The sequence below is a fragment of the Stenotrophomonas geniculata ATCC 19374 = JCM 13324 genome (genome assembly GCF_001431625.1).
Lineage (GTDB): Bacteria > Pseudomonadota > Gammaproteobacteria > Xanthomonadales > Xanthomonadaceae > Stenotrophomonas > Stenotrophomonas geniculata.
This window is the reverse complement of the sequence record NZ_LLXT01000104.1, coordinates 24,502-46,699: the sequence shown is the minus strand read 5'-3', so window position 1 is coordinate 46,699 and position 22,198 is coordinate 24,502. Positions and strand designations below refer to the sequence as shown.

At 67.0% G+C, this 22,198-nt stretch carries 25 protein-coding genes and 1 tRNA gene; 10 read left to right on the top strand and 16 right to left on the bottom strand.

The genetic code is table 11. The features are described from left to right. From ARC63_RS10810 to ARC63_RS10800, 3 genes are read left to right on the top strand one after another with little or no spacing between them, the layout of a single operon-like run. Complete coding sequence (locus ARC63_RS10810) at positions 1 to 468, top strand: phage tail protein (RefSeq protein WP_049410185.1); 468 nt, start codon at positions 1 to 3, stop codon at positions 466 to 468. Then, complete coding sequence (locus ARC63_RS10805; RefSeq protein WP_010483798.1) at positions 452 to 667, top strand: tail protein X; 216 nt, start codon at positions 452 to 454, stop codon at positions 665 to 667. Before ARC63_RS10810 ends, ARC63_RS10805 begins: the two co-directional genes overlap by 17 nt. Continuing rightward, positions 658 to 1,731 (top strand): phage late control D family protein, encoded by a 1,074-nt coding sequence (locus ARC63_RS10800; RefSeq protein ID WP_057503273.1) that lies wholly within the window; start codon positions 658 to 660, stop codon positions 1,729 to 1,731. Before ARC63_RS10805 ends, ARC63_RS10800 begins: the two co-directional genes overlap by 10 nt. A 31-nt stretch (positions 1,732 to 1,762) precedes the next feature. On the opposite strand, the gene ARC63_RS10795 is transcribed toward ARC63_RS10800, so the two are convergent. Further along, positions 1,763 to 2,143, bottom strand: a complete 381-nt coding sequence (locus ARC63_RS10795; protein WP_057503272.1) for a tautomerase family protein — start codon at positions 2,141 to 2,143, stop codon at positions 1,763 to 1,765. Positions 2,144 to 2,708: 565 nt separating this feature from the next. Between ARC63_RS10795 and ARC63_RS10790 the strand changes: the two genes are divergently transcribed. Both ARC63_RS10790 and ARC63_RS10785 read left to right on the top strand, forming a co-directional pair. Continuing rightward, on the top strand, positions 2,709 to 3,116 hold the full coding sequence (locus ARC63_RS10790; protein ID WP_057503271.1) for a hypothetical protein: 408 nt from the start codon (positions 2,709 to 2,711) through the stop codon (positions 3,114 to 3,116). 52 nt (positions 3,117 to 3,168) lie between these two features. Further along, positions 3,169 to 3,732 carry a hypothetical protein gene (locus ARC63_RS10785; RefSeq protein ID WP_049453542.1) on the top strand — a complete coding sequence of 188 codons (564 nt, stop codon included), beginning with the start codon at positions 3,169 to 3,171 and terminating at the stop codon, positions 3,730 to 3,732. 85 nt (positions 3,733 to 3,817) lie between these two features. On the opposite strand, the gene ARC63_RS10780 is transcribed toward ARC63_RS10785, so the two are convergent. The 14 genes from ARC63_RS10780 to ARC63_RS10715 all read right to left on the bottom strand — a co-directional run bounded on the left by ARC63_RS10780 (position 3,818) and on the right by ARC63_RS10715 (position 15,108). Beyond that, positions 3,818 to 3,892: transfer RNA gene (locus ARC63_RS10780), tRNA-Val, on the bottom strand. Positions 3,893 to 4,025: 133 nt separating this feature from the next. Continuing rightward, positions 4,026 to 4,379, bottom strand: coding sequence for a PilZ domain-containing protein (locus ARC63_RS10775; RefSeq protein ID WP_005412452.1), 354 nt, complete (start codon positions 4,377 to 4,379; stop codon positions 4,026 to 4,028). Next, positions 4,376 to 5,332 carry a DNA polymerase III subunit delta' gene (locus tag ARC63_RS10770; protein ID WP_057503270.1) on the bottom strand — a complete coding sequence of 319 codons (957 nt, stop codon included), beginning with the start codon at positions 5,330 to 5,332 and terminating at the stop codon, positions 4,376 to 4,378. Before ARC63_RS10770 ends, ARC63_RS10775 begins: the two co-directional genes overlap by 4 nt. Continuing rightward, the gene (gene tmk, locus ARC63_RS10765; RefSeq protein WP_019336901.1) at positions 5,329 to 5,994 is read right to left on the bottom strand and encodes a dTMP kinase; all 666 of its coding nucleotides are present in this window, start codon (positions 5,992 to 5,994) and stop codon (positions 5,329 to 5,331) included. The genes ARC63_RS10770 and tmk overlap by 4 nt, the downstream gene beginning before the upstream one ends. After that, positions 5,991 to 7,052, bottom strand: coding sequence for an endolytic transglycosylase MltG (gene mltG, locus ARC63_RS10760; RefSeq protein WP_043398233.1), 1,062 nt, complete (start codon positions 7,050 to 7,052; stop codon positions 5,991 to 5,993). Before mltG ends, tmk begins: the two co-directional genes overlap by 4 nt. A 121-nt stretch (positions 7,053 to 7,173) precedes the next feature. Then, positions 7,174 to 8,538 carry an aminodeoxychorismate synthase component I gene (locus ARC63_RS10755; protein ID WP_010483816.1) on the bottom strand — a complete coding sequence of 455 codons (1,365 nt, stop codon included), beginning with the start codon at positions 8,536 to 8,538 and terminating at the stop codon, positions 7,174 to 7,176. A 92-nt stretch (positions 8,539 to 8,630) separates the two neighbouring features. Then, complete coding sequence (gene fabF, locus ARC63_RS10750; protein ID WP_057503269.1) at positions 8,631 to 9,893, bottom strand: beta-ketoacyl-ACP synthase II; 1,263 nt, start codon at positions 9,891 to 9,893, stop codon at positions 8,631 to 8,633. A 143-nt stretch (positions 9,894 to 10,036) separates the two neighbouring features. Continuing rightward, positions 10,037 to 10,276 carry an acyl carrier protein gene (gene acpP / locus ARC63_RS10745; protein WP_005415509.1) on the bottom strand — a complete coding sequence of 80 codons (240 nt, stop codon included), beginning with the start codon at positions 10,274 to 10,276 and terminating at the stop codon, positions 10,037 to 10,039. Between the two features lie 152 nt (positions 10,277 to 10,428). Next, positions 10,429 to 11,172: a 3-oxoacyl-ACP reductase FabG gene (gene fabG, locus ARC63_RS10740; protein WP_005408312.1), complete on the bottom strand. Its 744-nt coding sequence runs from the start codon at positions 11,170 to 11,172 to the stop codon at positions 10,429 to 10,431. Between the two features lie 82 nt (positions 11,173 to 11,254). Beyond that, the gene (gene fabD / locus ARC63_RS10735) at positions 11,255 to 12,199 is read right to left on the bottom strand and encodes an ACP S-malonyltransferase (protein ID WP_010483822.1); all 945 of its coding nucleotides are present in this window, start codon (positions 12,197 to 12,199) and stop codon (positions 11,255 to 11,257) included. A gap of 168 nt (positions 12,200 to 12,367) precedes the next feature. Further along, the gene (locus ARC63_RS10730; protein ID WP_010483824.1) at positions 12,368 to 13,150 is read right to left on the bottom strand and encodes a BUD32 family EKC/KEOPS complex subunit; all 783 of its coding nucleotides are present in this window, start codon (positions 13,148 to 13,150) and stop codon (positions 12,368 to 12,370) included. A gap of 77 nt (positions 13,151 to 13,227) precedes the next feature. Beyond that, positions 13,228 to 14,205 carry a beta-ketoacyl-ACP synthase III gene (locus ARC63_RS10725; protein WP_005415505.1) on the bottom strand — a complete coding sequence of 326 codons (978 nt, stop codon included), beginning with the start codon at positions 14,203 to 14,205 and terminating at the stop codon, positions 13,228 to 13,230. A gap of 91 nt (positions 14,206 to 14,296) precedes the next feature. Beyond that, a complete protein-coding gene (gene rpmF, locus ARC63_RS10720) occupies positions 14,297 to 14,491 on the bottom strand; it encodes a 50S ribosomal protein L32 (protein ID WP_005408308.1) in 195 nt (64 codons plus the stop codon). Between the two features lie 107 nt (positions 14,492 to 14,598). Continuing rightward, a complete protein-coding gene (locus ARC63_RS10715) occupies positions 14,599 to 15,108 on the bottom strand; it encodes a YceD family protein (RefSeq protein WP_010483828.1) in 510 nt (169 codons plus the stop codon). 113 nt (positions 15,109 to 15,221) lie between these two features. Here ARC63_RS10715 and ARC63_RS10710 point away from each other — a divergent pair, with 113 nt between their 5' ends. After that, a complete protein-coding gene (locus ARC63_RS10710) occupies positions 15,222 to 15,791 on the top strand; it encodes a Maf family protein (RefSeq protein ID WP_057503268.1) in 570 nt (189 codons plus the stop codon). 101 nt (positions 15,792 to 15,892) lie between these two features. Here ARC63_RS10710 and ARC63_RS10705 read toward each other — a convergent pair whose 3' ends face one another. Beyond that, positions 15,893 to 17,728 (bottom strand): glycosyltransferase family 39 protein, encoded by a 1,836-nt coding sequence (locus ARC63_RS10705; protein ID WP_057503267.1) that lies wholly within the window; start codon positions 17,726 to 17,728, stop codon positions 15,893 to 15,895. A 42-nt stretch (positions 17,729 to 17,770) separates the two neighbouring features. On the opposite strand from ARC63_RS10705, the gene ARC63_RS10700 reads away from it, so the two are divergent. Genes ARC63_RS10700 through ARC63_RS10685 form a run of 4 tightly spaced genes read left to right on the top strand, consistent with a single transcriptional unit; the run spans position 17,771 to position 22,137 of the window. Next, positions 17,771 to 18,724 (top strand): AAA family ATPase, encoded by a 954-nt coding sequence (locus tag ARC63_RS10700; RefSeq protein WP_057503266.1) that lies wholly within the window; start codon positions 17,771 to 17,773, stop codon positions 18,722 to 18,724. Between the two features lie 23 nt (positions 18,725 to 18,747). Further along, positions 18,748 to 19,671, top strand: coding sequence for a DUF58 domain-containing protein (locus ARC63_RS10695; protein WP_032952475.1), 924 nt, complete (start codon positions 18,748 to 18,750; stop codon positions 19,669 to 19,671). After that, positions 19,664 to 21,613, top strand: a complete 1,950-nt coding sequence (locus ARC63_RS10690) for a transglutaminase TgpA family protein (protein ID WP_010483838.1) — start codon at positions 19,664 to 19,666, stop codon at positions 21,611 to 21,613. Before ARC63_RS10695 ends, ARC63_RS10690 begins: the two co-directional genes overlap by 8 nt. Beyond that, positions 21,610 to 22,137 (top strand): Slp family lipoprotein, encoded by a 528-nt coding sequence (locus tag ARC63_RS10685; protein WP_005408301.1) that lies wholly within the window; start codon positions 21,610 to 21,612, stop codon positions 22,135 to 22,137. The genes ARC63_RS10690 and ARC63_RS10685 overlap by 4 nt, the downstream gene beginning before the upstream one ends. Positions 22,138 to 22,198: the final 61 nt, after the last annotated feature.

The following is a 22,198-nucleotide window of genomic DNA, read 5'->3' as shown; positions in this document are numbered from 1 at the left end:
ATGAAGCGTGAGTTCGTAACCGCATCCATCGACAAGCTGTTGTCCAGTTTCCAGAGCAACGACTCCGGCAACGCCCCGGTGCTGCTGATGCTGGGCGGCTTCAAGTTCAGCCTCAACACCGCCGTGTTCCAGGAGATCCAGCAGAGCAACGAATATGGCTGGGCTGCGCAGGAACGCATCGGGCAGATGGCCGCCCTGCAGTACACCGGCCCCGGCAAGGCCAGCATGACCTTGCCGGGCGTCATCCACTATGCGTTCCGGGGCGCCGGCAATGAGCTCTCGCAGCTGCGCAGGCTGGCGGCACAGGGCAAGCCACAGCGGCTGCTGACCGGCAAGGGCGGAAACCTGGGGCTGTGGGTCATCGACAAGATCGACGCCACCGCCTCCGGCTTCACCGTCGATGCGGGAATCCAGCGGCACGAATTCACCCTCTCCCTGCGGAAGCACAGCGATGGCACGAACGTATAACACCCGCGACGGCGACGTCGTTGACCGCATCGCGCATGCGCACTATGGCGAACAATCACCGGCCATTCTGCGCGCGATACTCGACGCCAACCCGGGCCTGGCCGCCCGCGGCGCGGTACTGCCTGCGGGCATCGCGATCACTCTGCCAGACGTGCAGCGCCCCGCCGGCGAACGCAAGGGGATCGCACTGTGGGACTGAACATCACACCGGCATTCCGCGTGGTGGCCAACAGCCAGGACATCACCGACAAGATCATGTCGCGCTTCAAATCACTGCGCATCACCGACGAGACCGACAACAACTCGGACATGCTGGAGCTGCAGCTGGCCGACCATGATCCGTCCGATCCGATCCAGCTGCCGCCGGCAGGCGCGGAGCTGGAAGCCTTCATCGGCTATGACGGCGAAGTGCGGCGCATGGGCTTGTACATCTGCGATGAGGTGGAGATTTCCGGCTACCCGGGCAGCATGACCCTGCGCGCGCGCGCCGCACCGTTCGAGGCCAGCAAGGGCGGCAAGAACGATCTGCAGACGCAGAAGACGCGCACCTGGAAGAAGGGCACGACGATCGGCGGCATGGTCCAGCGCATAGCCGGCGAGCACGGACTCAGCGCGGCCGTGAGCGGATCGCTGGCGTCGATCGCACTGCCGCTGACCGTGCAGTCGCAGGAGTCGGACATGAACCTGCTGCTGCGCCTGGCCAAGCAGCACGATGCCATTGCCAAGCCGGGCGGCGGCCGCCTGATGTTCGTCAAGCGCGGCGAATCCACCAGTGCCAGCGGTGAGCGCATTCCCGACGTCACCCTGACCCCGGCCGATGGCAGTGGCTACAAAGTGAGCATCGTCTCACGCGAGAAGACCGGCACCACCATTGCCTACTATCGCGATGTACGCGGTGCCAAGCGCCAGGAAGTGAAGCTGGGCAGCGGTGAACCAATCGTGCGCCTGCGCATGGCCTACGCCGACCGCGAAGCCGCCGAAGCCGCAGCGCGCGCCAAGCACCAGGAACAGGCCCGGCAGACGCGTACGCTGAGCTACACCCTGCCCGGCCGCGAGACGCTGATGGCCGAAGCCACGGTGGTGATGCAGGGCTTCCGCGATGGCGTGGATGGGCAGTGGCTGGTCAAGCGCGCCGAGCACAACATCAGCCACGACGGCTACGTGACCAGCATCGAGTGCGAACAACCCAACAGCGCCGACGCAGTGAAGGCGGCCCGCAGTGCCGCGGCCACCGAAGGCGAGCAGGTCGGCAGCGAGGTGTAGATCCACGCCATGCGTGGATGCGCTTCCCGCATCAACTCACGTACTGCGCTACCCCGTTGCCGAACGACCAGTTCTCCTTTTTCACTTCCACCAGGTTGATGAACACATCCTCGCGGCGGATGCCCACCGCCGCGTGCAGGCCATCAGCGATGCCGGCATACAGCGCCTTCTTCTGCTCCAGCGTGCGCCCTTCGTTCCAGGTGATCTGGATGCAGATGAAGTCGTCGGTGCGGTCCACGCCCAGGTAGCCGGGGTCGTAGATCAACGTGCCGGCGTCGTGCTGCTGGAAGATCTGGAAGCGGTCGTTCTCCGGCACGCCCACCGCGCGCATGGTCTGGTAGATGGCTTCGCCGACACGTTGCAGGTAGTCGGCGGATTTACCTTTGCGAAGATCGATGCGGGCGAGCGGCATGGTGGCACTCCAGCGTGGATGGGTAAGGCGACAGGATGAGACTACGCCTGCCCGGGGCGGTGGGCCAGCGCAGGGATGGAACCCTCCGGCTCCATGCATGACACATTCCCGCCTGCGTGCGCCGGGTGACGGAATTGCCATGGCGGCGCCGCTCTGGAGTCGTCATGTGCACGGTCGGCGTGGGCGGCGATATGCGCCATCAGTGATGGGCGACACAGTCGGCGGATGCTGGAGGGCACAGAACCGGAAACGCTTGGTGTGCCTGCGTGGAGTTGAGAACTTTCCTTACAGACCACCGTGATTGCGCGATCCCATGATCACCGCGCCGAGGCAGATTGCCTGGGCCGGGATTGGCGTCTCGAATAAACGAATGAACACCCATCGCTGCGATTTACGCCGCAGCAGAGAGAATGCACCGATTGCCTTCAATGGCGGCCGGTGCGTGGGGATCGACAGATCCGCCAGGCCTTCTTCTCGATGGGAGTTCGTTTGCCTTGGTACGCCAACCCGCACCGTCCGCCACCTTCACTCCGGAAGGTGGCGCTACGCCAGTGAGGGTTTCGCCATGACCAATCGCACCGCCGACCGTCCCCGCCTGCACGCCCTGATCGGCAACATCGCCGCCGACGTGCCTGAAGAGCTCGCGCACGAGATCGAGTGCGCCTTGCAGGAACAGAACCTGCCCGTGCAGTCGCCTGCCTTCTTCGCCTGCCTCAATGCGATCAGCAACGCCGACGCCGATGACGGGCAACCGTGTGGCGGCCTCACCCTCGGCGCCAGCAATCACGCTTCGCTGCGCCGCTCGATGTCCGGGCTCAGCGCAGTGCTCGATCTGCTGCAGGCCGCCGACCGGGCGCGTGCCGAGGCCGGCCCGGAGGAGCAACTGGACGCCTTCCATACCGACGGACTGATCGTGGCGGCACGGCAACTGGTGCGCGAGGCGCATCACTGCCTCGCCGAGGGCCACACCTGACCGGCCCGGATGCGCTCCCGCTACAATCGCGCAGGGAACGCGGGAGGCCGCAATGGACGCCGAACACCTGGAGTATTTCAAGGCCGCCCTGGAGGGCCGCGCAAGCGTAGGCTGGAACGTATGGTTCGCCGCCAACCAGCAGGCGCTGGCACAACAACTGAGCCGCCCTGCACTGCTGCGCTTGAAGTTCAGCAAACTGGATGAAGCCGAACGCTTGCTCGCCCAGGCCGACATCGTGCCTCGCAGCACAGCGGGCAAGCGCTACGAAATGTACTGCGCGGAGTTCGCGGCAGACGTGGTGGACGCGAACGGTCGCCCGCTGCCAGCCCTCTGGCGCGCAGCGCACGGCGGAGCCATCGGCCTGCTTGCCGATGGCGAGCGTGAGGCCGGCCAGGCGAAGCTGCTCGCGGAGTTCCGTCGCGCCCGCAAGCGCGGGCTGCAACAGGTCCACGAATGGTTGGCCGATCTGTGCTTTGAAGGCGAGATGGAACTGACCAGCGGCAATGCCGAGGTGGGCCGTGGTCTGCTTGCAGTGGTGGTGCAGGCCGGCAGCGGCCACGACCTGCTGGATGCAACGGCACTGATCGCGCGCGCGCTGTTGGACGAACACGGCTGAGACAGGGTCCGCTGCCCGTCGGCCCAGCAGAATCGCAGGCAACAAAAAAGCCCCCTTTGCTGGAGGCTTCTTTCGTTCTGCAACATGGTGGGCGGTACAGGGATCGAACCTGTGACCCTTGCCGTGTGAAGGCAATGCTCTACCGCTGAGCTAACCGCCCGGTGTGTTGCTGAGCCGCTCATTATAGGGGCTTTTCAGAGGCCGTCAACAGTTTTTCACATTCGTGTTCACGGGTGTTTCCGGGGGCCGCAGCCGAGCATGGCTCAGCTCTACAGAAAGGCCCCGGTGCTACCTCACATCGTGTGGGTCGGCTTGTCCGAGCCGGTAAGTCCGGCCAGCAGGGTCTCGATCTTGTGGCGCACGCCCTCGCCTTCGGCACCGTCGGCCAGCTGCACGCCGATACCGGCGGTGCGGTTGCCCTGCGCGCCGGCCGGGGTCACCCAGATCACCTTGCCGGCCACCGGCAGGCGCTCGCTGGAATCGGGCAGGGTCAGCAGCAGGAACACCTCGTCGCCCAGGAAGTAGCGCTTGGGCGTGGGCACGAAGATGCCGCCGTTCTTCACGAACGGCATGTACGCGCTGTACAGCGCGGCTTTGTCCTTCACGGCCAGGGACAGGATGCCCTGGCGGGCGTTGCTGGCACTCATCGATTTCCCCTTGCGGCAGGCCGCTCGTTCACCTTGTTCCAGGCCAGCAGCAACTCGACCACCGCAAGGTCTGCGCGCACCGTGGTGCGCAGCAGGTCGCGGGTGCGGTTGGCCGCATCGAACCAGGCTGCAAGCTTGTGCAATCGCTCCGGCGTGGTCAAGGCATCGGTGCTGGCCTGGGCCAGCGCCAGGTCGGCGGCAAAGCGCAGGCGCAGCGCTGCGTTGTCGTCGCCGCACCACTTCTGCGCCAGCTCCACCGCACCGGTCTTGCCGGCGGCCAGCTGTTCCAGCTCGCGGCCAACCTCGCGGCGCAGGCTCAGGCCATCTTCGCGCAGCCAGTTGTCGGCCTGGCCGGGATGGCCGCGTGCAGCCTCCAGCGCTTCGCGCGCCGACGCCTCGCTGTGTCCCTGCTGCTGCAGCCAGGCCAGTGCTTCGTGCTGCGGCGGCAGCTTGAATTCCAGGCGCTGGCAACGGCTGCGGATGGTCTGCGGCAGCCGCGCCGGGTCGCTGCTGATCAGCCACAGGTAACGGCCGGGCTGCGGCTCTTCCAGGGTCTTCAGCAGTGCATTGGCGGCCGAGCGGTTGATCGCATCGGCCGGGTCGACGATCACCACCTGTGCCACGCCGTACTGCGGGGTCAGCGCCAGCGTGTCGGTGATCTCACGCACCTGCTCGATGACGATCTCGGTGCGCAGCTTGTCGCCGCTCTTGTTCGGAACGAAGCTGACCAGCTGCAGGTCCGGGTGGGTACCCGCGGCGATCAGCTGGCGCGTGCGCGTGGCATGCGCGGCATCGCCGCGCGCCAGCACGTAGTCGGCCAGCGCCAGTGCCACCTCGCGCTTACCCAACCCGGCCGGGCCGCAGATCAGCAGGCCATGACCGAGCCGGTCTGCATCGAGCGCAGCAACCGTCTGATCGAACGCGCGCTGCTGCCACGGCGAAAACGTGCTCATACGCCCTCCCCGTCCCGCAGCCAGCGCTCGACACGCGCGACCACGTCGGCCGCCACGCGTTCCTGCACCTGGCCAGCGTCGACCAGCGCGAAGCGCTGCGGATCCTGCTGTGCGCGGCTGCGGAACACTTCGCGCACGCGCTGGAAGAAATCGTCCTGCTCGCTCTCGATGCGGTCCGGCCACAGGTCGCGGCCATTGGCGCGTGCGCGGCCCACCGCCACGTCCACGTCCAGCAGCAGGGTCAGGCCCGGCAGCAGGCCCACCGCGCGTCGTTCCAGATCGGCAATCCACTGCGGATCGAGGCCGCGGCCACCGCCCTGGTAGGCATAGCTGGAATCGGTGAAGCGATCGCTCAGCACATAGGCGCCGCGCTGCAGCGCCGGCTGGATCACCTGGCGCACGTGCTGCGCGCGTGCGGCGAACACTAGCAGCAGCTCGGCTTCGGCGCTGAGCGGTTCGGCGGCGATCTCGGCATCGGGCTTCAGCACCAGGCCGCGGATGCGCTCGGCCAGGGGCGTGCCGCCCGGCTCGCGGGTCAGCACCACCTCGTGGCCGTGGCTGCGCAGGCAGTCACGGATGGCGTTGATGGCGGTGGTCTTGCCTGCGCCCTCGCCGCCTTCCAGGCTGACGAAACGCGGGTGGCGAAGCAGCGCGGGACTCATTGCGCCGAGGTCTCCTTGGTACGTTGCTGGCGCAGCTGCTGCAGGTAGCGGGCGACTGCGGCGTTGTGCTGGTCCAGGCTGGGCGAGAACACGTGCGCGCCACTGCCATCGCCCACGGCGACGAAATACAGCGCGTCGCCCGCTGCGGGTTGCGCGGCGGCCATCAGTGCATCGCGGCTGGGCATGGCGATCGGGGTCGGGGTCAGGCCCGCACGCGTATAGGTGTTGTAGGGCGTATCGGTGGTCAGGTCGCGGCGGCGGATGTTGCCGTCATACGCGGCACCGATGCCGTAGATCACGGTCGGGTCGGTCTGCAGGCGCATGCCGATCTTCAGGCGACGCATGAACACGCCGGCAATCTGCGGGCGCTCGCTGGCCAATGCGGTTTCCTTCTCGATGATCGAGGCCATCGTCAGCAGTTCGTAGGGCGTGTTGATCGGCAGGTCCGGCGCGCGGCTTTCCCAGGCTTCATCCAGCGCCTTTTCCATCGCGGCGTGGGCGCGCTTGAGCACGTCCAGATCACTGTCGCCGCGCTGGTAGACGTAGGTCTCCGGCAGGAAGCGGCCTTCCGGATGCTGTCCACCGAAGCCGAGGCGCTGCATCAGCGCGGCGTCATCAAGATTGTCGGTGGTGTGCAGCAGTGGCTCGGCGCGCTTGAGCGCGGCACGCAGCTGGCGGATGTTCCAGCCTTCGATGATGGTGACACGGTGCTGCAGCACCCTGCCGGCACGCATGCGCAACAGCAGCTCGCGCGGGGTCAGGTCGCCGCTGAGCGCGTACTCGCCCACCTTCAGCTTGCCGGCGGCATCGAGCTGGCGCGCCAGCAACTGCCACTGGGTGTCCTGGCCCTCGTCCACGCCGGCATCGCGCAGCTTGCGCAGCACGCTGTTCATGCCATCGCCGCTGGCGATGACCACACTTTCGGCGGTGGGAGTGATCGGGGCATCGGCGAAGCGGGTCTGCTGGTAGAAGAACCACGCGCCCGCGCCGGCCACGACAGCGGCCAGCACCACCACCAGCGTTACCACGAACAGACACCCGCGCTTGGCTCCCGCCATGGACTACCTCTGAACTCGATTCCGTCGTGCAGGATACCGTGCCGCTGGTGTGGGGTCATGACCGGGGCCACACACCCGTGCCGACCAAGGTCGGCACCCACCGAAGCCGAACCGGCGGCCGTCAGCCTTGCTGACCGAGCGCCCGCAGCAGGCCGCGGGCCTTGGCGCGGGTCTCGTCCAGTTCCTTGTCCGGGTCCGAATCCACCACGATGCCGGCGCCGGTGCGGAAGCTCACCTCGTGGCCATCCACTTCGGCGGTGCGGATCAGGATGTTCAGGTCCAGGTCGCCATCCCGGTTCAGCCAGCCGAAGGCGCCGGTATAGGCACCGCGCGGCACCTGCTCCAGTTCGCTGATGATCTGCATGCAGCGCACCTTGGGGCAGCCGGTGATGGTGCCGCCCGGGAACGTGGCGGCGATCACCTCGCCGGGCGTGACCTCCGGGCGCAGATGGCCACTGACGTTGCTGACGATGTGGTGCACATGGGCGTAGCTCTCCACGGTCATCAGCTCGTCGACCACCACGGTGCCGGGCAGGCAGATGCGGCCCAGGTCGTTGCGTTCCAGGTCGATCAGCATCACGTGCTCGGCGCGCTCCTTGGGGTGGCCGACCAGCTCCTGGATGCGCGCGGCATCATCGTCGCCTTCGAAGCGCGGACGCGTGCCGGCAATCGGACGGGTCTGCGCATGGCCGGCATGCACCGACACCAGCCGCTCCGGCGAGGAACTGACCACGTGGCGGCCGTGCGCGCTGAACAGGCCGGCGAACGGTGCCGGGTTGGCACGGCGCAACTGCGCGTACAGCGCCTGCGGGCTGACCGGCGCGGCGAACCGGGCGCTCCAGCGCCGCGACAGGTTCACCTGGAACACATCGCCGGCGCGCAGGTAGTCGATCACCCGGCGCACGCCGTCGGTGAAGCGCTGCGGCGCATCCTCGGCCACCGACTGCGGCGGCTGCCAGCCTTGCCCGGCTTCGGGCATCGCGGCCGAAGCCAGTGCCACCAGCGCGTCCAGCAGCGCCTGCTCGCCGGCTTCGGCGATGACGAAGCTGGCATCGTTGTGATGGTCGTGCAGCACCGCAGCCGGGCAGCGCAGTGCCAGCGCGGTCGGGCGGCCGTCCTCGCGCGCACGCGCCGGCAGAACCGGTTCGATCTGGCTGGCCACTTCGTAATCCAGCATCAGCGCCCAGCCGCCACGGAACGGCAGGCTGTGGCTGCCGTCGTGCGACAGGCGCTCATGCTGCCAGGCACGGTCCAGTGCCTGCAGGAACGTGCCGGGCTGCACCACGTCGTGCAGATCGCGCACCTGGCCATCGGCGTCCAGCCGCAGGCCCTCGCCCTGCGCGGCCAGCAGCAGGCTCCAGCGGCCCTGGGCGGTGCCCGAGGCGGTGGATTCCATCAGCAGCGGGAAGCGCGCCGGGTCGTGCTGCTGCAGCGCCAGCAGATCGATCGGATGCGGCAACGGGTGAATCAGCGGTGCGTGGGTCATGGCAGCCAGTTCGGGGTATCAGATGCACGGAAGCCGCCTTGCGGCGGCTCCATGGAACGCGGAGTCGAGCATGGCTCGACGCTACAACTCGGTCAGACGCGCTTGAAGATCAGCGTGCCGTTGGTGCCGCCGAAGCCAAAACCATTCGACATCACCACGTCCACCTTGGCCTGGCGTGCTTCGTTGGGCACGTAGTCCAGGTCGCAGCCTTCGCCCGGCTGCTGCAGGTTGATGGTCGGCGGAATGACGTTGTCCTGCAGCGCCATCACCGAGAAGATCGCTTCCACGCCGCCGGCAGCGCCCAGCAGATGGCCGGTCATCGACTTGGTGGAGCTGACCATCATCTTGTAGGCGTGGTCGCCGAAGGCGGTCTTCATCGCCATGGTCTCGCCCAGGTCGCCCAGTGGCGTGGAGGTGCCGTGCGCGTTGAGGTAGCCGACCTGCTCCGGGGTCACGCCGGCGTCCTTCATGGCCATGGCCATGCAGCGGGCGGCACCTTCGCCGTTCTCGCTCGGTGCGGTCATGTGGTACGCATCGGAGCTGGCGCCGAAACCGGCCAGCTCGCAGTAGATCTTCGCGCCACGCGCCCTGGCGTGCTCGTACTCTTCCAGGATCAGGATGCCGGCGCCGTCGCCCAGCACGAAGCCGTCACGGTCCTTGTCCCACGGGCGCGAGGCCTGTTCCGGGGCATCGTTGCGGGTGCTCATGGCCTTCATCGCGCAGAAGCCGCCCAGCGCGGTCGGCGACGAGCCACGCTCGGCACCACCGACCACCATCACGTCGGCATCGCCGTACTGGATCATGCGCATCGCGGTGCCGATCGAGTGGTTCGAGGTCGCGCACGCCGACACCGCCGAGAACGACGGGCCCTTCAGGCCGGTGATGATGCTCAGCTGGCCCGGCAGCATGTTGATGATGGTCTTGGGCACGTAGAAGGGCGAGATCTTCTTGCCCTCGTGGAACTCGATGGTCTGCTCTTCGATGCCGAGCAGGCCGCCGATGCCGGCGCCGACGATGGCGCCGATGCGTTCGGCATTGGCGTCGGTGATCTCCAGGCCCGAGTCGTGCAGGGCCATGAACGAGGCACCGAGGCCGTAATGGATGAACGGGTCCATCTTCTTGGCATCCTTGCCGCTGACCCGGAATTTGCCGAACAGTTCATTGTCGGCGGTGATGTCGAATCCCTTGACCTCACCTGCAATCTTGGTGGTGAACCGATCCAGATAGGCATCAGAAACGTTGGTCAGCGGACCGATGCCCGAACGACCATGGGTGATGCCTTCCCAGCTGCTGGCCAGATCATTGCCCAACGGCGAGACGATACCCAGGCCGGTTACGACGACGCGACGCTTCATTGCTGATTCTCCTGGCCCGGATGGTTTCAACGGGCAACTCGGTTTGCTTCGGTGTGATGCTCAAACACACGGGGCCGCAACAGCGGCCCCATGGGGTGCGGTGCGCGGCGAGCGTGAACCCGCGCGCGCACTGCCGTCTGACATCAGGCCTTGACGTGGGCCTTGATGTAGTCGATGGCGGCCTGCACGGTGCTGATCTTCTCGGCTTCTTCGTCCGGGATCTCGCACTCGAATTCTTCTTCCAGGGCCATCACCAGCTCGACGGTGTCCAGCGAGTCAGCGCCCAGGTCATCGACGAACGATGCGCTGTTGGTGACTTCTTCTTCCTTGACGCCAAGCTGTTCGACGACGATTTTCTTGACGCGTTCTTCGATGGTGCTCATGGGATCTCGCTCCAGATGGAGTTGTGGTTCAAAAGTGGTCGCCATCAAAGGCGATGGCCGTGGGATAGTGTAGTGGAAACCGGCGCGGCCTTGCATCGCAGCAAAAACCTCAGCAGATCAATCACTTGCGGCGCAATCCCTGCGCCCCTTGCTTACGGCATGTACATGCCACCGTTCACATGGAGGGTTTCGCCGGTGATGTAACCGGCAGCCGGGCTGGCCAGGAAGGCCACCGCATGGGCGATGTCTTCCGGCGAACCCAGGCGTTCGAGGGCGATGTCGTTGATCAGCGCGGTACGCGCTTCTTCCGGCAACGCCTTGGTCATGTCGGTGTCGATGAAGCCAGGTGCGACAACATTGACGGTGACGCCGCGCGAACCGATTTCCTTGGCCAGCGACTTGCTGAAGCCGATGATGCCGGCCTTGGCGGCAGCGTAGTTGGCCTGGCCGGCGTTGCCGGTCACGCCCACCACCGATGCGATGTTGATGATGCGGCCCTTGCGCGCCTTCATCATGCCGCGCATTACCGCCTTGCTGGTACGGAACACGCTGGTCAGGTTGGTGTCGATGATCGACGCCCAGTCCTCGTCCTTCATGCGCATCAGCAGGTTGTCGCGGGTGATGCCGGCATTGTTGACCAGGATCGAGATCGGGCCGAATTCCTTGGCGATGCCGTCCAGCACGCTGTCCAGCGCAGCCGCATCGGTGACATTCAGCGCGCGGCCATGACCACCGTGGGCGGCCAGGCGCTCACCGATCGCGGCAGCGCCGGATTCGGTGGTGGCGGTGCCGATGACGGTGGCGCCCTGGGCGGCCAGCAGATCGGCGATGGCGGCACCAATGCCACGGCTGGCGCCGGTGACCAGTGCGATTTCACCCTGCAGGGGCTTGCTCATGATGTTTTCCTCAGGCTGGGGCGGCCGCCGCACCCGTGCCGCGTGCAGCGGCCACCGGTACGGACGGCAGGAACAGGGGGGATCAGGCCGACCATGCCTCGCGGGCAGCTTCGAAGTCGCCCGGCGTGGCCAGCGAACGGCCGTCGATGGCCTTGTCGATGCGCTTGACCAGGCCGGTCAGCACCTTGCCCGGGCCGCACTCGGCGATCTGGGTGACGCCACGGCCAGCCAGCGCCTGCACGCAGCCGGTCCACTGCACCGGCTGGTACAGCTGCTGGACCAGCGCGGTACGGATCGCGTCGATGCCGTCATGCACCTTGGCGTCGACGTTCTGCACCACCGGCAGCTGCGGCGCCTGCCAGGCCAGGCCGGCCATCACTTCGGCCAGGCGGTTGGCGGCTTCGCGCATCAGCGGGGTGTGCGAGGGCACGCTCACGGCCAGCTTGACCGCCTTGCGCACGCCCTTCTCGGCCAGCAGCGCCAGCGCGCGGTCGACCGCATCGGCGTCGCCACCAATCACGATCTGGCCCGGCGAATTGAAGTTGGCCGGCACCACCACCTGGCTGCCTGCCGCTTCAGCGCAGACGTCCAGCACCAGCTGGTCTTCGGCGCCGAGCACGGCGGCCATGGCGCCGACACCGGCCGGCGCGGCTTCCTGCATCAGCTGGCCGCGCAGGCGCACCAGGTGCGCACCGTCATGCAGGCTCAGCGCGCCAGCGGCAACCAGGGCGGTGTACTCGCCCAGGCTGTGACCGGCCAGCACCGACGGGCGCGGACCGCCCACGGCGTTCCAGGCGCGCCACACGCCGATGCTTGCAGCCAGCAGGGCCGGCTGGGTGTATTCGGTGCGGTTGAGCATTTCCTCCGGGCCGCCCTGGGACAGCGCCCACAGGTCGACGCCGGCACCATCGGACGCCTCGGTGAAGGCGTCACGCACCTGCGGGTGCAGTTCGGCCAGCTCGGCCACCATGCCCACAGACTGCGAGCCCTGGCCGGGGAAGACAAAAGCGAGGGTGGATAGGGTCACGCGGTCATCCGCTTGTTGCAATCGAAGCGGGCCATGATAAGGGGGAACATGCCGTGTCGTCTGTACGTGCGCGTATGCACGCGTATGGTGAATGGCTGTCGCAACACGCTGGAGATCCGGGGCCGGATGCCTCTCCATGGAAAAAAGGGATCCGGCCCCAGCCGCTGATCAGCAGAACAGCTGCAGGACGTCCAGGTCGCCGTCGGCGAGGAAATCCACGCACAGGCCCACCAGCATCAGCACGCCAGCGGTGCTGGCGCCATGGGCGATGAAAATGGAGTGGGCCAGCGCACGCGCTGAGCGGCCCAGCTTCATGCAGACCCGGGCCAGGCTGCGCAGGCGGCCGCTGACCGCGTGCACGTGCTCGCGCACCGGCGCCTGGGCATCGCCCATCGCCTCGGCCATCATCGCCTGCAGGTGCTCGGGGCGGTCGGCGTAGTACTTGGCCACGCCATAGCCGAACATCAGCCAGTCGCGGGCCTGCGCTTCGGACAGATCCATCACTTCCAGCGGATCTTCCTCGAAGTCGATGAAACCGACGTTCTCGCCATCCCAGGTGAGATTGCGCGGCAACGGCTGGCCGAAATAGGCGCCGCGCGCATGCGCTGCGGCAATGGCCAGCATCGCCGCCATCACCAGTCGGTCGCGACCTGCGTCGTCGGCTTCGCGCAGGCAGGTATTGAACGAACTGCCGTTGTCGCCGATCACCAGCGCGGCATGGCCGGTGCCCAGCACGTCGGGCACGTTCACGCCCTGCGCCTGCAGTTCTGCAAGGCGACGGGCTTCGGTTTCGCGTGCGGCGTCGCCGCCACGGTGCGGCGGCGGGCGCAGGGCGTCCAGATGAAAACGACGGGCAACAAAATTGAGCAGGCCAAGGGCCAGCGCCCGGCTTCCCTTGCCGTACTGCTTCAGCCAGGCACGTTGCCCTTCGATGACGATGGGCTCAACCATGACAGGTCCTCCTTAAACGCGTTACGGCCCCAGAGGGGCCGCAACGACAAAGCTTCACGTTGTCGTAACTTGCACTATCAATAGCGCAGCAGAGCCGAACCCCACGTGAAGCCGCCGCCGAAGGCTTCCAGCAGCAGCAGCTGGCCACGTTCGACCCTGCCCGAACGCACGGCGGCGTCCAGCGCCAGCGGCACCGAGCCGGACGAGGTATTGCCGTGCTTGTCGACGGTCACCACGACCTGGTCCATCGACATGTCCAGGCGCTTGGCGGTGGCTTCGATGATGCGCAGGTTGGCCTGGTGCGGAATCAGCCAATCCAGGTCGGACTTGTCCAGGCCGTTGGCGGCCAGGGTCTCGTCCACGACCGAGTCCAGCGCCTTGACGGCGTACTTGAACACGTCGTTGCCCTTCATGTTGATGGTGCCGCCGCCATTGGCGCCGTCCTTGAAGCCGGTCGAGACACCGACCGGGTTCCACAGCAGCTCCTTCTTGCTGCCATCGGCATGCAGGTGGGTACTGAGGATGCCGGTCTCTTCATCGGCCTTGAGCACGACGGCGCCAGCGCCATCGCCGAACAGCACGCAGGTGGTGCGATCGTTCCAGTCGACCATGCGGGTCAGCGTTTCGGTGCCGATCACCAGCACATGCTTGCAGTCACCGGAACGGATGAATTTGTCGGCCACGCCCAGCGCGAACACGAAGCCCGAGCAGGCTGCGTTGACGTCAAAGGCAGGGCACCCCGCAACACCGAGCTTGGCCTGGATCAGGCACGCGGTGGACGGGAAAATGAGATCAGGGGTGGTCGTGCCGACCACGATCATGTCGAGCTGCGAGGCATCGATGCCTGCGGCTTCAAGCGCGCGCAGGGCGGCGTTGTAGCCGAGGTCGCTGGTGGTTTCGCCTTCGGCCGCGATGTGCCGTTCACGAATTCCGGTGCGCGACTGGATCCACTCATCCGAGGTTTCGACCATTTTTTCCAGGTCGGCGTTGGTCAGGACTTTTTCCGGCAAATAGCTACCGGTGCCCGCGATCCTCGAGTAGATCCGCTTGCTCATCATGTTTCCTGTTGCGCGGGCCGCCGATCACCGGCACACCCGGGGAAGAAGGCAAAGGCCGCTGCCCGGAGGCAGCGGCCTTCCCGGCACATCAATCTTCTTCGACGGCCGAGGTCTTGGTCTGGATGACCTTCTTGCCGCGGTAGAAACCATCGGCAGTGATGTGGTGACGCAGGTGCACTTCGCCGGTGGTCGGGTCGGTCGACAGCTGCTTGGCGCTCAGGGCGTCATGCGAACGGCGCTGGCCGCGGCGGGACGGGGTAACACGGGATTTCTGGACAGCCATGGGATTGCTCCAAACTCGGTTCGTTTTGCTTCGTCGTTTCGTCGCACAGGACGCCAGCGCCCAGCACACTTTTCGCTTTCGCCGCAGCCGCCGACGACAACCGGCTGCTATTGTTTCTTCAATGCCGCCAACGCCGCAAACGGGTTGGCCTTCTTCGTTTCTTCTTCGCTCGGCGCCCAGTCCTTGTCGACTGCTTCACCGTCGGGCGACAGCGGTACCACCGGCACCGCCAGCACCAGTTCGTCCTCGACCAGATCCAGCGGCTTCAGCTGGCCATCTTCCGGCACCAGCAACGCCTCGTATTCCTCCGGCAGGGACGATTCCTCGTCCTCGTCGCGGATCAGGCCAAGCCTCTGGGTCACCTTCACCGGCAACAGGAATCGCTGCATGCTGCGCTGACAGGTCAGCGGCAGCGCGGTGTCGATGGTCAATTCCACATAGGATACCCGCAAGACGTCGTCGCGACCGAATTCAAGCGAGTAATTGCACTCACCGTCGGTATCTGCGACCAACCCCTGCAGGCGGGTCAATTCAGCCAGAGACACCTGACCGTCGAAGCGCCTTCGCGCTACAACCATCCGCCAGGCATCCAGCGTTTCGGGCACGTTCGCGGACATAAGCCGCTGAATACTAAGGATCCGGGCGCCGACTGTCAAATGCCCGCCATACAGGACTTGCTGCTGGCGCTGCGGACACGCCAGACTGCCATGCCCTGCCCCGGTATTCTCGCATGTCACTGGTCCTGGCCTCCACCTCCCGCTACCGCCGCGAGCTGCTGGAACGGCTGGGCCTGCCCTTCGACTGCGCACGTCCGGAGGTGGATGAGACTCCCATGAACGGGGAGGCTCCGCTGGCCCTGGCCACCCGCCTGGCCACCGCCAAAGCGGCCGAGGTGGCGTCCCGCCACCCCGGCGCGTGGGTGATCGGTTCGGACCAGGTCGCAGACCTGAACGGCCAGCCACTGGGCAAACCGGGTACGGTCGAGGCCGCCTGTGCGCAGCTGGCAGCGATGTCGGGGCAGACCGTCCGCTTCCACACCGCCGTCTGTCTCAGTCGTGACGGAGAATCATTCACGGCCGTCGATCTGACCGAAGTCTGCTTCCGCGCACTGGAGCCAGACGAAATCGCCCGCTACGTGACCACCGAGCAACCGCTGGACTGCGCCGGCAGCTTCAAATGCGAGGGCCTGGGCATCAGCCTGTTCGGCGCCATCGACAACCGCGACCCGACCGCGCTGGTCGGCCTGCCGCTGATCGCGGTATGCGGATTGCTGCGCAGGGCCGGTTTCGCGGTGCCCTGAACTGTAGAGCCGAGCCCATGCTCGGTTGCTTTTTTCGAGGCTGCCTGCATCTGAAGCAGAAGCAGCCGAGCATCGGCTCGGCTCTACAGGACCAGAGGACCTCAACGAACCTCGAACGGCTGCTCCTGCCATTGCTCCACGCTGCCGTCGCGGCCGTGCAGGCGCAGGCCCAGCCAATGCCGGCCCGGTGCCAGCGTGGTGGTATCCAACGATGCGTCGAAGCCCACCGCCGGATGCTGCGGATCGGTACTGTCCGGCCAGGTGTGGCGCACGTCGAACACACGCCCATAGCGGGCGTCACCGACCGAGCGACCATCGACCAGCACTTCGACGCGCGCCAGGCCGACACCATCCTTGAACGCCCAGCCCTTGATTGCGAGCGTGCCGGACACCTTCTCGCCATTGGACGGCGCATCCAGCCACGCCATCGCCGGCGTCACGCACGGCCCCTCTGCGCGCTGCACCGGCAGCCGGAACAGCAGGAAGCGCTGGAAACCATGATCACTGCTGACCACGCGTGGCGCAGGCATCGGCCCCACCTGATTGCAGATGGCGTGATAGCGCTCCAGCAGTTCGCGATAGCGCTGGTCGCTGGGTGACAGCACCAGCAGCATCGGCACCGTGCGCTCGCCCTCATGCAGCAGGCCCCACTGCGCCAGTTGCGCGGTGCGGCCATGCTTGTCATTGAGCGGATGCGGCAGTACCTCGATGTTGCCATTGCCCAGCTGGAAACCCAGCTCGGCGCCAACCTTGAAGTTGCCGGCCAGCACGCGCGTTCCTTCCGGCATCTGCCGCAGCTCTTCATGGACCGCAACTGCCAGTGGCTGCCAGCCGGCGAAATTGCGCGGATAGTACTTGCTGCCGGCCATCTGCTCGCGCAGTGCCGGCGTGGATGCCATCAGGTAGTAGCCGAAGGCCAGCACCATGCCCGCGCCGGCCAGCCACCAGCCGGTGCGGCGCAGCCAGCGCGGCCAGCCGTTGAGCACCACCGGCACCGCCACCAGCAATGCGAGGTAGCCCGGCAGCGGCCAGTGGAAGCTGATCCGCTCGACGTCAGTGAAGAAGCCGAGCACGAAAATGCCCAGCGTGGATACGCCGCCCACCAGGCCGAAATAGCGCCACTGCACGCGCGCACCGCCACCGCTCCGGGTTCCTGCCAGCGCCACCTTCCACATCGCCATGCACAGGATCGGCGTGACCAGCATCGGCTGGATCACCAGGAACCACAGCCCGCCCCATTCAAACGCCCAAGGATGACGCTCGATCACCTGGAATTTCAGGCCGGCATCGTGGTTGTCCGCATTCCACGCCAGCAGTGGCAGCCATGCCAGCACGCCCACCGCCAATGCCACCCACACGCGCGGATCGGCCAGCATGCGCCGCCCCTGCGGCAATGCCAGCAACGCGATGAAACCGACGCCGATGACACCGATGAAACGGTAGTGGCTGAGTGCACCGATCAGCAGGCCCAGCGCCAGCTTCATCGCCGAGGAGGCATCCACGTTGTACAGCAGGCGCGCACCGGCGTGCAGGCAGATCACTGCCGCCAACGCCATCGGCACGTCCGGTACCGCCAGCAGGCCAAGCGTCGCCGACAACGGCATCAACAGCGTGAGGCTGCCCGCCTGCCAACCGGCCACATTGCCGAACCAGCGCGTGGCCGTGCGCACCACCAGCAGCGGCAGCAGCGCACCGATGGCCAGGAACGGCAGGCGCAGCGCGAGCACGTGATGCCCCCCGATCTCCACGCCCAGGCGGGCCAGCCAGGCGGTCAGCCCGGGCAGATCCGAATAGGCCGCGGCCAGATGCTGGCCTTCCTGCCAATAGAACGCTTCGTCGACGAACAGCGGCAGGCGCGCGGCAACGATCAGCTTGGCCGCTGTGACCAGCGTCCATAACCAGAGAAATATCGTCCGTGCGCGCTGTTCGCCTTGCATTGCTCTATGGATAATCGAGTGGATTCCAGATCTGAGACGATCATGCCAGCTTCGTCCCCCAATCCCAGCATGCTAACCGATCAATTGCGTCAGGCCCTGCGGGAGGCACAGGATCAGGTGAACGCACTGGTACTGGGCAAGGTGCCGGAAGTCAGGCTGGCGTTCGTCGCATTGCTGTCCGGCGGCCACCTGCTGATCGAAGATCTGCCCGGCCTGGGCAAGACCACGCTGGCGCATGCGCTGGCCAGCAGCCTCGGCCTCAGCTTCCAGCGCGTGCAGTTCACCTCCGACCTGTTGCCGGCCGATGTGCTGGGCGTGTCGGTGTATGAAGCCGGCAGCCGCCAGTTCCAGTTCCACCCAGGCCCGGTGTTCACCCACGTACTGCTGGCCGACGAGATCAACCGGGCACCACCACGCACGCAGAGCGCGTTGCTGGAAGCGATGGCCGAACAACAGGTCGCCCTGGACGGACAGACGCATCCGCTGCCCGACCCGTTCTTCGTGATCGCCACGCAGAACCCGGTGGACCTGTCCGGCACCTTCCCGCTGCCGGATTCGCAGCTGGATCGTTTCCTGCTGCGGCTGGCGATGGGCTACCCCAGTGCCCAGGCCGAACGCGAACTGCTGCGTGGCAGCGACCGCCGCGACCTGATCGCGCGCGCCGTACCGAAACTGGATGACACCCAGGTGCGCGCGCTGCGCGACGCGGTGAACCAGGTGCATGCCAGCGACGCGCTGATCGACTATGTGCAGGCCCTGCTGACCCGCAGCCGCCAGCACGCCGGCGTGCGCGTCGGCCTGTCACCACGCGCCGGCCTGGCATTGCTGCGTGCGGCCAGGGCACATGCCCTGCTGCTGGGTCGCGGGCATGTCGTGCCCGAGGACGTGCAGACGCTGTTCGTCGCAGTGGCTGGTCACCGGCTGGTGGCGGAAGCCGAATCCAGTTCGGGACCGGCACTGGCGCGCGCGATCCTGCAGACCGTCGCGGTGGATTGAGCGTGGCCGCACGCTGGGCACGCATGCAGCTGCTGGCACGGCCACGCAGGCCCGAAGCCTTGCCGAAGCGGCTGGACCGCCATCGCATCTATGTGCTGCCCACCCGCTTCGGCCTGTTCGTTGCCACCCTGCTGGTGGCCATGCTGCTGGGCGCGCTGAACTACAACAACAATCCGGCGCTGCTGCTGGCCCTGCTGCTTGCCGCAGCGGCCATCGCCAGTGCCATTGCCGCGCATCTCCAGTTGTCCGGCGTGCAGATCGATGCGATCTCGGCCGAGCCGGTACCGGCCGGGCAACCGTTGCGCCTGCGCGTAGACCTCTCACTGCGTGATCCGCGTGCGCGGCACGGCCTTCATCTGCAGCTGGGTGACAGCAACGCCTGGACCTCGCTGCCTGCGCACGGCCGTGGCGAAGTGGAACTGGACGTTCCCAGCGAACGCCGTGGCTGGCTGGAACTGCCGCGTATCCGCCTGTCCACCACCCAGCCGCTGGGCCTGGTGCGGGCATGGTCGTGGGTGTGGCCGGAACAGCCGCTGCTGGTCTACCCGCTGGCCGAGGCCGTGGCGCCTGCACTGCCGGAGAGCGGCAGCGATCCGCTGCATACCCGTGCCCATGCCAGCGGCGAGGAGCTGCATCAGCTGCGCCCCTACCGGGCGGGCGATGCGCCGCGCAGCATTTCCTGGAAGCACTCGGCACGCCGCGACAGCCTGCTGGTGCGCGAGTACGAAAAGCCGGTCGGCATCGAAGTGATCCTCGACTGGCGCTCATTGGCGCCGCTGGGCCATGAAGCACGCATCGCTCGATTGGCGCGCTGGGTGGATGTGGCCGAGCGCGAGGGCCGCCGCTACACCCTGCTGCTGCCTGCGCATCCACCGTTCGGGCCCGGCCAGGGCGCCAGCCATCATCACTTGTGCCTGCGCGCGCTGGCGCTGATGCCGCATGACTGAGACCCCGGCCCTGCTCGACCGCAATGCCCGCAACTGGACCCTGGCCAGCGCGGCGCTGGCACTGTTGCCGTTGCTGCTGCAGCTGCCACCACTGCTGGCGGGCGTGATCGCGCTGGCGGCGATCATCACTGCCGCCCTGTCGTGGCGGACAGTGTTGCCGATGCCGGTACGCCTGCTGCTGGTGCTGGGCATGCTCGGCGCCATCGTCTGGCAGATGGGCGTGGTGCGCCCAGGACGCGATACCGGTTGCGCGCTGCTGGCCGCGATGCTGGCGATCAAGTCCAGCGAGCTGCGCAGCCTGCGTGATGCCCGCAGCCTGCTCGGCTTCGCGCTGTTCTCGCCCTTTGCAGCATTCCTGCTCGACCAGGGGCCGCTGACAACAGCGCTGGCCGCGCTGGCCGGGGGCAGCGCACTGATCGCACTGCAACGCCTGGCGCAGGATGAAGGCCATGCTGGCCGCCAGCCACTGCGTGGACAGCTGCGTGGTGTCGGCCGCCTGCTGGCGATCGGCCTGCCGCTGGCACTGGCCTGCTTCTGGCTCTTCCCCCGACTGGCCACGCCACTGTGGGGTATTCCCGAACGCGCCGTGGGTACACCGGGGCTGTCCGACAGCATGGAACCCGGCCAGTGGCTGGACCTGATGGCCGACGACACCCCGGCGCTGCGCGTGCAGTTCTTCGGCGCTCCGCCCGAGCCGGCGCAGCGCTACTGGCGCGGCCCTGTACTGACCGCCTTCGATGGACGGCGCTGGACACGCGACCGTGCCAGCGCGCGGCGACCTGCTGCAGTGGTAGCAGCGGGTACACAGGGCTGGGACTACCAGATCGATTACGAGCCCACCGACCGCCGCCAGCTGGTGGCTCTGGACCTGCCCAGCCGCGCACCTGCGGGCAGCGTGCTGGATGCGGACATGAGCCTGAGCAGCGAACGCCCGCTGGCCTCGCTCAGCCGCTGGCGATTGCATTCGGCCCCGCCACTGCGCTTCGACAGCACGCTGTCGCCCTATCTGCGCCGCGCGACGTTGCAGCTGCCGGCCGGCTTCAACCCGCGCACCGCCACGCTGGCGCAGCAATGGCGGCAGGACGCTGGCAGCGATGACGAGGCCATCGTGCGCCGCGCGCTGCAGTGGATCACCACCGATTTCTCGTACACGCTGGATACCCCTGCGGCAGGGCGCGACCCGATCGACGAGTTCCTGTTCGGCTACAAGGCCGGCTTCTGTGAACACTTCAGCTCGGCCTTCGTGGTGCTGATGCGCAACGCCGGCGTCCCGGCGCGGGTGGTGACCGGTTTCGCTGGTGGCACCCGCAACCGCATCGGCGACTACTGGGTGGTGCGGCGGATGGATGCCCACGCCTGGGCCGAGGTATGGCTGCCGCAGCGCGGCTGGGTCCGGGTTGACCCGACCGCAGCCGTGGCACCGGAACGCATCCTGGACACCCTGGATGATCGCCTGCAGGCCGGCACGGACACACCACTGCAGCAGCGTTGGCTGCAGCTGGGCCAGATGGGCGACTGGCTGCGCCGCGGCTGGAACGATCTGGTGCTGTCCTTCGATGCGCGCCGCCAGCAGCAGCTGCTCAAGCCGTTCGGGCTGGACGATCTGGGCCCCGGGCAGCTGGTCGCTGGCTTCGTGGTAGCCGCACTGCTGGCGCTGGCGTGGATGGCCTGGCTGCTGGCCCGTGGCGAGCGCGAACGCGAGCCGCTGCTGCGCGCCTGGCACCGGCTCGGACGGCGCTACGCCCGCCTCGGCCTGGCCCGTGAACCGCACGAAACCGCACAGGACTGGGCACAGCGGGTACACCGGCAGCGCCCCGACCCGGCCCTGCTCGCACTCAGCCAGCGTTTCGCCGACGCGCGCTACGCTGGAACTTGCACCGACCTCGCTTCATTATTGCGGGACCTGCGCAGGCATCGCCCGACTTCCGGAGCCTCCCCATGAACACCAAGTTCCTTCTCACCGCTGTGGCCACGCTGGCCCTGTCGGCCTGCGCCACGGCCCCCAAGCCGCTGCAGGGACAGTTCAGCCTGGTCTCCCCTCGCGACTCGGTCGCTACCCAGCAGGTCGGCACGCCGGTCCGTTGGGGCGGTCGCATCATCGAAACCAAGCCCGGCCAGGGCGAGACCTGCTTCCAGATCATCTCGCGCCCGCTCAATGGCAGTGGCCGCCCGAACACCACCTCGTCCGACGCCAGCGACGGCCGCTTCATTGCCTGCCGTGCCGGCTTCTACGACCCGGCGGTGTTCGAAGCCGGTCGTGACGTGACCTTCATCGGCAAGATCGACGGCTACCAGAACACCCGCATCGGCGAGTACGACTACCGCCTGCCGAAGCTGTCGGCCGATGTGATCTACCTGTGGCCGGAACAGCGCCAGGTCGATGTGGTGCCCTACCCCTATGGCCCGTGGGGCCCGGGCCCGTATGGCCCGTACTGGGGCGGCTATGGTCGCTGGGGCTGGTGGTGATCGTCACCACACACGCATGACGGAAAAGGCCGCCCTCGGGCGGCCTTTTTCATCCACGCAT

Excerpts from the sequence above, each read along its gene's own strand:
- ARC63_RS10810 (WP_049410185.1), top strand. The coding sequence starts at position 1 with ATGAAGCGTGAGTTCGTAACCGCATCCATCGACAAGCTGTTGTCCAGT.
- ARC63_RS10805 (WP_010483798.1), top strand. The coding sequence starts at position 452 with ATGGCACGAACGTATAACACCCGCGACGGCGACGTCGTTGACCGCATC.
- ARC63_RS10795 (WP_057503272.1), bottom strand. The coding sequence starts at position 2,143 with ATGCCGCTCGCCCGCATCGATCTTCGCAAAGGTAAATCCGCCGACTAC.
- ARC63_RS10790 (WP_057503271.1), top strand. The coding sequence starts at position 2,709 with ATGACCAATCGCACCGCCGACCGTCCCCGCCTGCACGCCCTGATCGGC.
- ARC63_RS10785 (WP_049453542.1), top strand. The coding sequence starts at position 3,169 with ATGGACGCCGAACACCTGGAGTATTTCAAGGCCGCCCTGGAGGGCCGC.
- ARC63_RS10775 (WP_005412452.1), bottom strand. The coding sequence starts at position 4,379 with ATGAGTGCCAGCAACGCCCGCCAGGGCATCCTGTCCCTGGCCGTGAAG.
- ARC63_RS10770 (WP_057503270.1), bottom strand. The coding sequence starts at position 5,332 with ATGAGCACGTTTTCGCCGTGGCAGCAGCGCGCGTTCGATCAGACGGTT.
- tmk (WP_019336901.1), bottom strand. The coding sequence starts at position 5,994 with ATGAGTCCCGCGCTGCTTCGCCACCCGCGTTTCGTCAGCCTGGAAGGC.
- mltG (WP_043398233.1), bottom strand. The coding sequence starts at position 7,052 with ATGGCGGGAGCCAAGCGCGGGTGTCTGTTCGTGGTAACGCTGGTGGTG.
- ARC63_RS10755 (WP_010483816.1), bottom strand. The coding sequence starts at position 8,538 with ATGACCCACGCACCGCTGATTCACCCGTTGCCGCATCCGATCGATCTG.
- fabF (WP_057503269.1), bottom strand. The coding sequence starts at position 9,893 with ATGAAGCGTCGCGTCGTCGTAACCGGCCTGGGTATCGTCTCGCCGTTG.
- acpP (WP_005415509.1), bottom strand. The coding sequence starts at position 10,276 with ATGAGCACCATCGAAGAACGCGTCAAGAAAATCGTCGTCGAACAGCTT.
- fabG (WP_005408312.1), bottom strand. The coding sequence starts at position 11,172 with ATGAGCAAGCCCCTGCAGGGTGAAATCGCACTGGTCACCGGCGCCAGC.
- ARC63_RS10730 (WP_010483824.1), bottom strand. The coding sequence starts at position 13,150 with ATGGTTGAGCCCATCGTCATCGAAGGGCAACGTGCCTGGCTGAAGCAG.
- ARC63_RS10725 (WP_005415505.1), bottom strand. The coding sequence starts at position 14,205 with ATGAGCAAGCGGATCTACTCGAGGATCGCGGGCACCGGTAGCTATTTG.
- rpmF (WP_005408308.1), bottom strand. The coding sequence starts at position 14,491 with ATGGCTGTCCAGAAATCCCGTGTTACCCCGTCCCGCCGCGGCCAGCGC.
- ARC63_RS10715 (WP_010483828.1), bottom strand. The coding sequence starts at position 15,108 with ATGTCCGCGAACGTGCCCGAAACGCTGGATGCCTGGCGGATGGTTGTA.
- ARC63_RS10710 (WP_057503268.1), top strand. The coding sequence starts at position 15,222 with ATGTCACTGGTCCTGGCCTCCACCTCCCGCTACCGCCGCGAGCTGCTG.
- ARC63_RS10705 (WP_057503267.1), bottom strand. The coding sequence starts at position 17,728 with ATGCAAGGCGAACAGCGCGCACGGACGATATTTCTCTGGTTATGGACG.
- ARC63_RS10700 (WP_057503266.1), top strand. The coding sequence starts at position 17,771 with ATGCCAGCTTCGTCCCCCAATCCCAGCATGCTAACCGATCAATTGCGT.
- ARC63_RS10695 (WP_032952475.1), top strand. The coding sequence starts at position 18,748 with ATGCAGCTGCTGGCACGGCCACGCAGGCCCGAAGCCTTGCCGAAGCGG.
- ARC63_RS10690 (WP_010483838.1), top strand. The coding sequence starts at position 19,664 with ATGACTGAGACCCCGGCCCTGCTCGACCGCAATGCCCGCAACTGGACC.
- ARC63_RS10685 (WP_005408301.1), top strand. The coding sequence starts at position 21,610 with ATGAACACCAAGTTCCTTCTCACCGCTGTGGCCACGCTGGCCCTGTCG.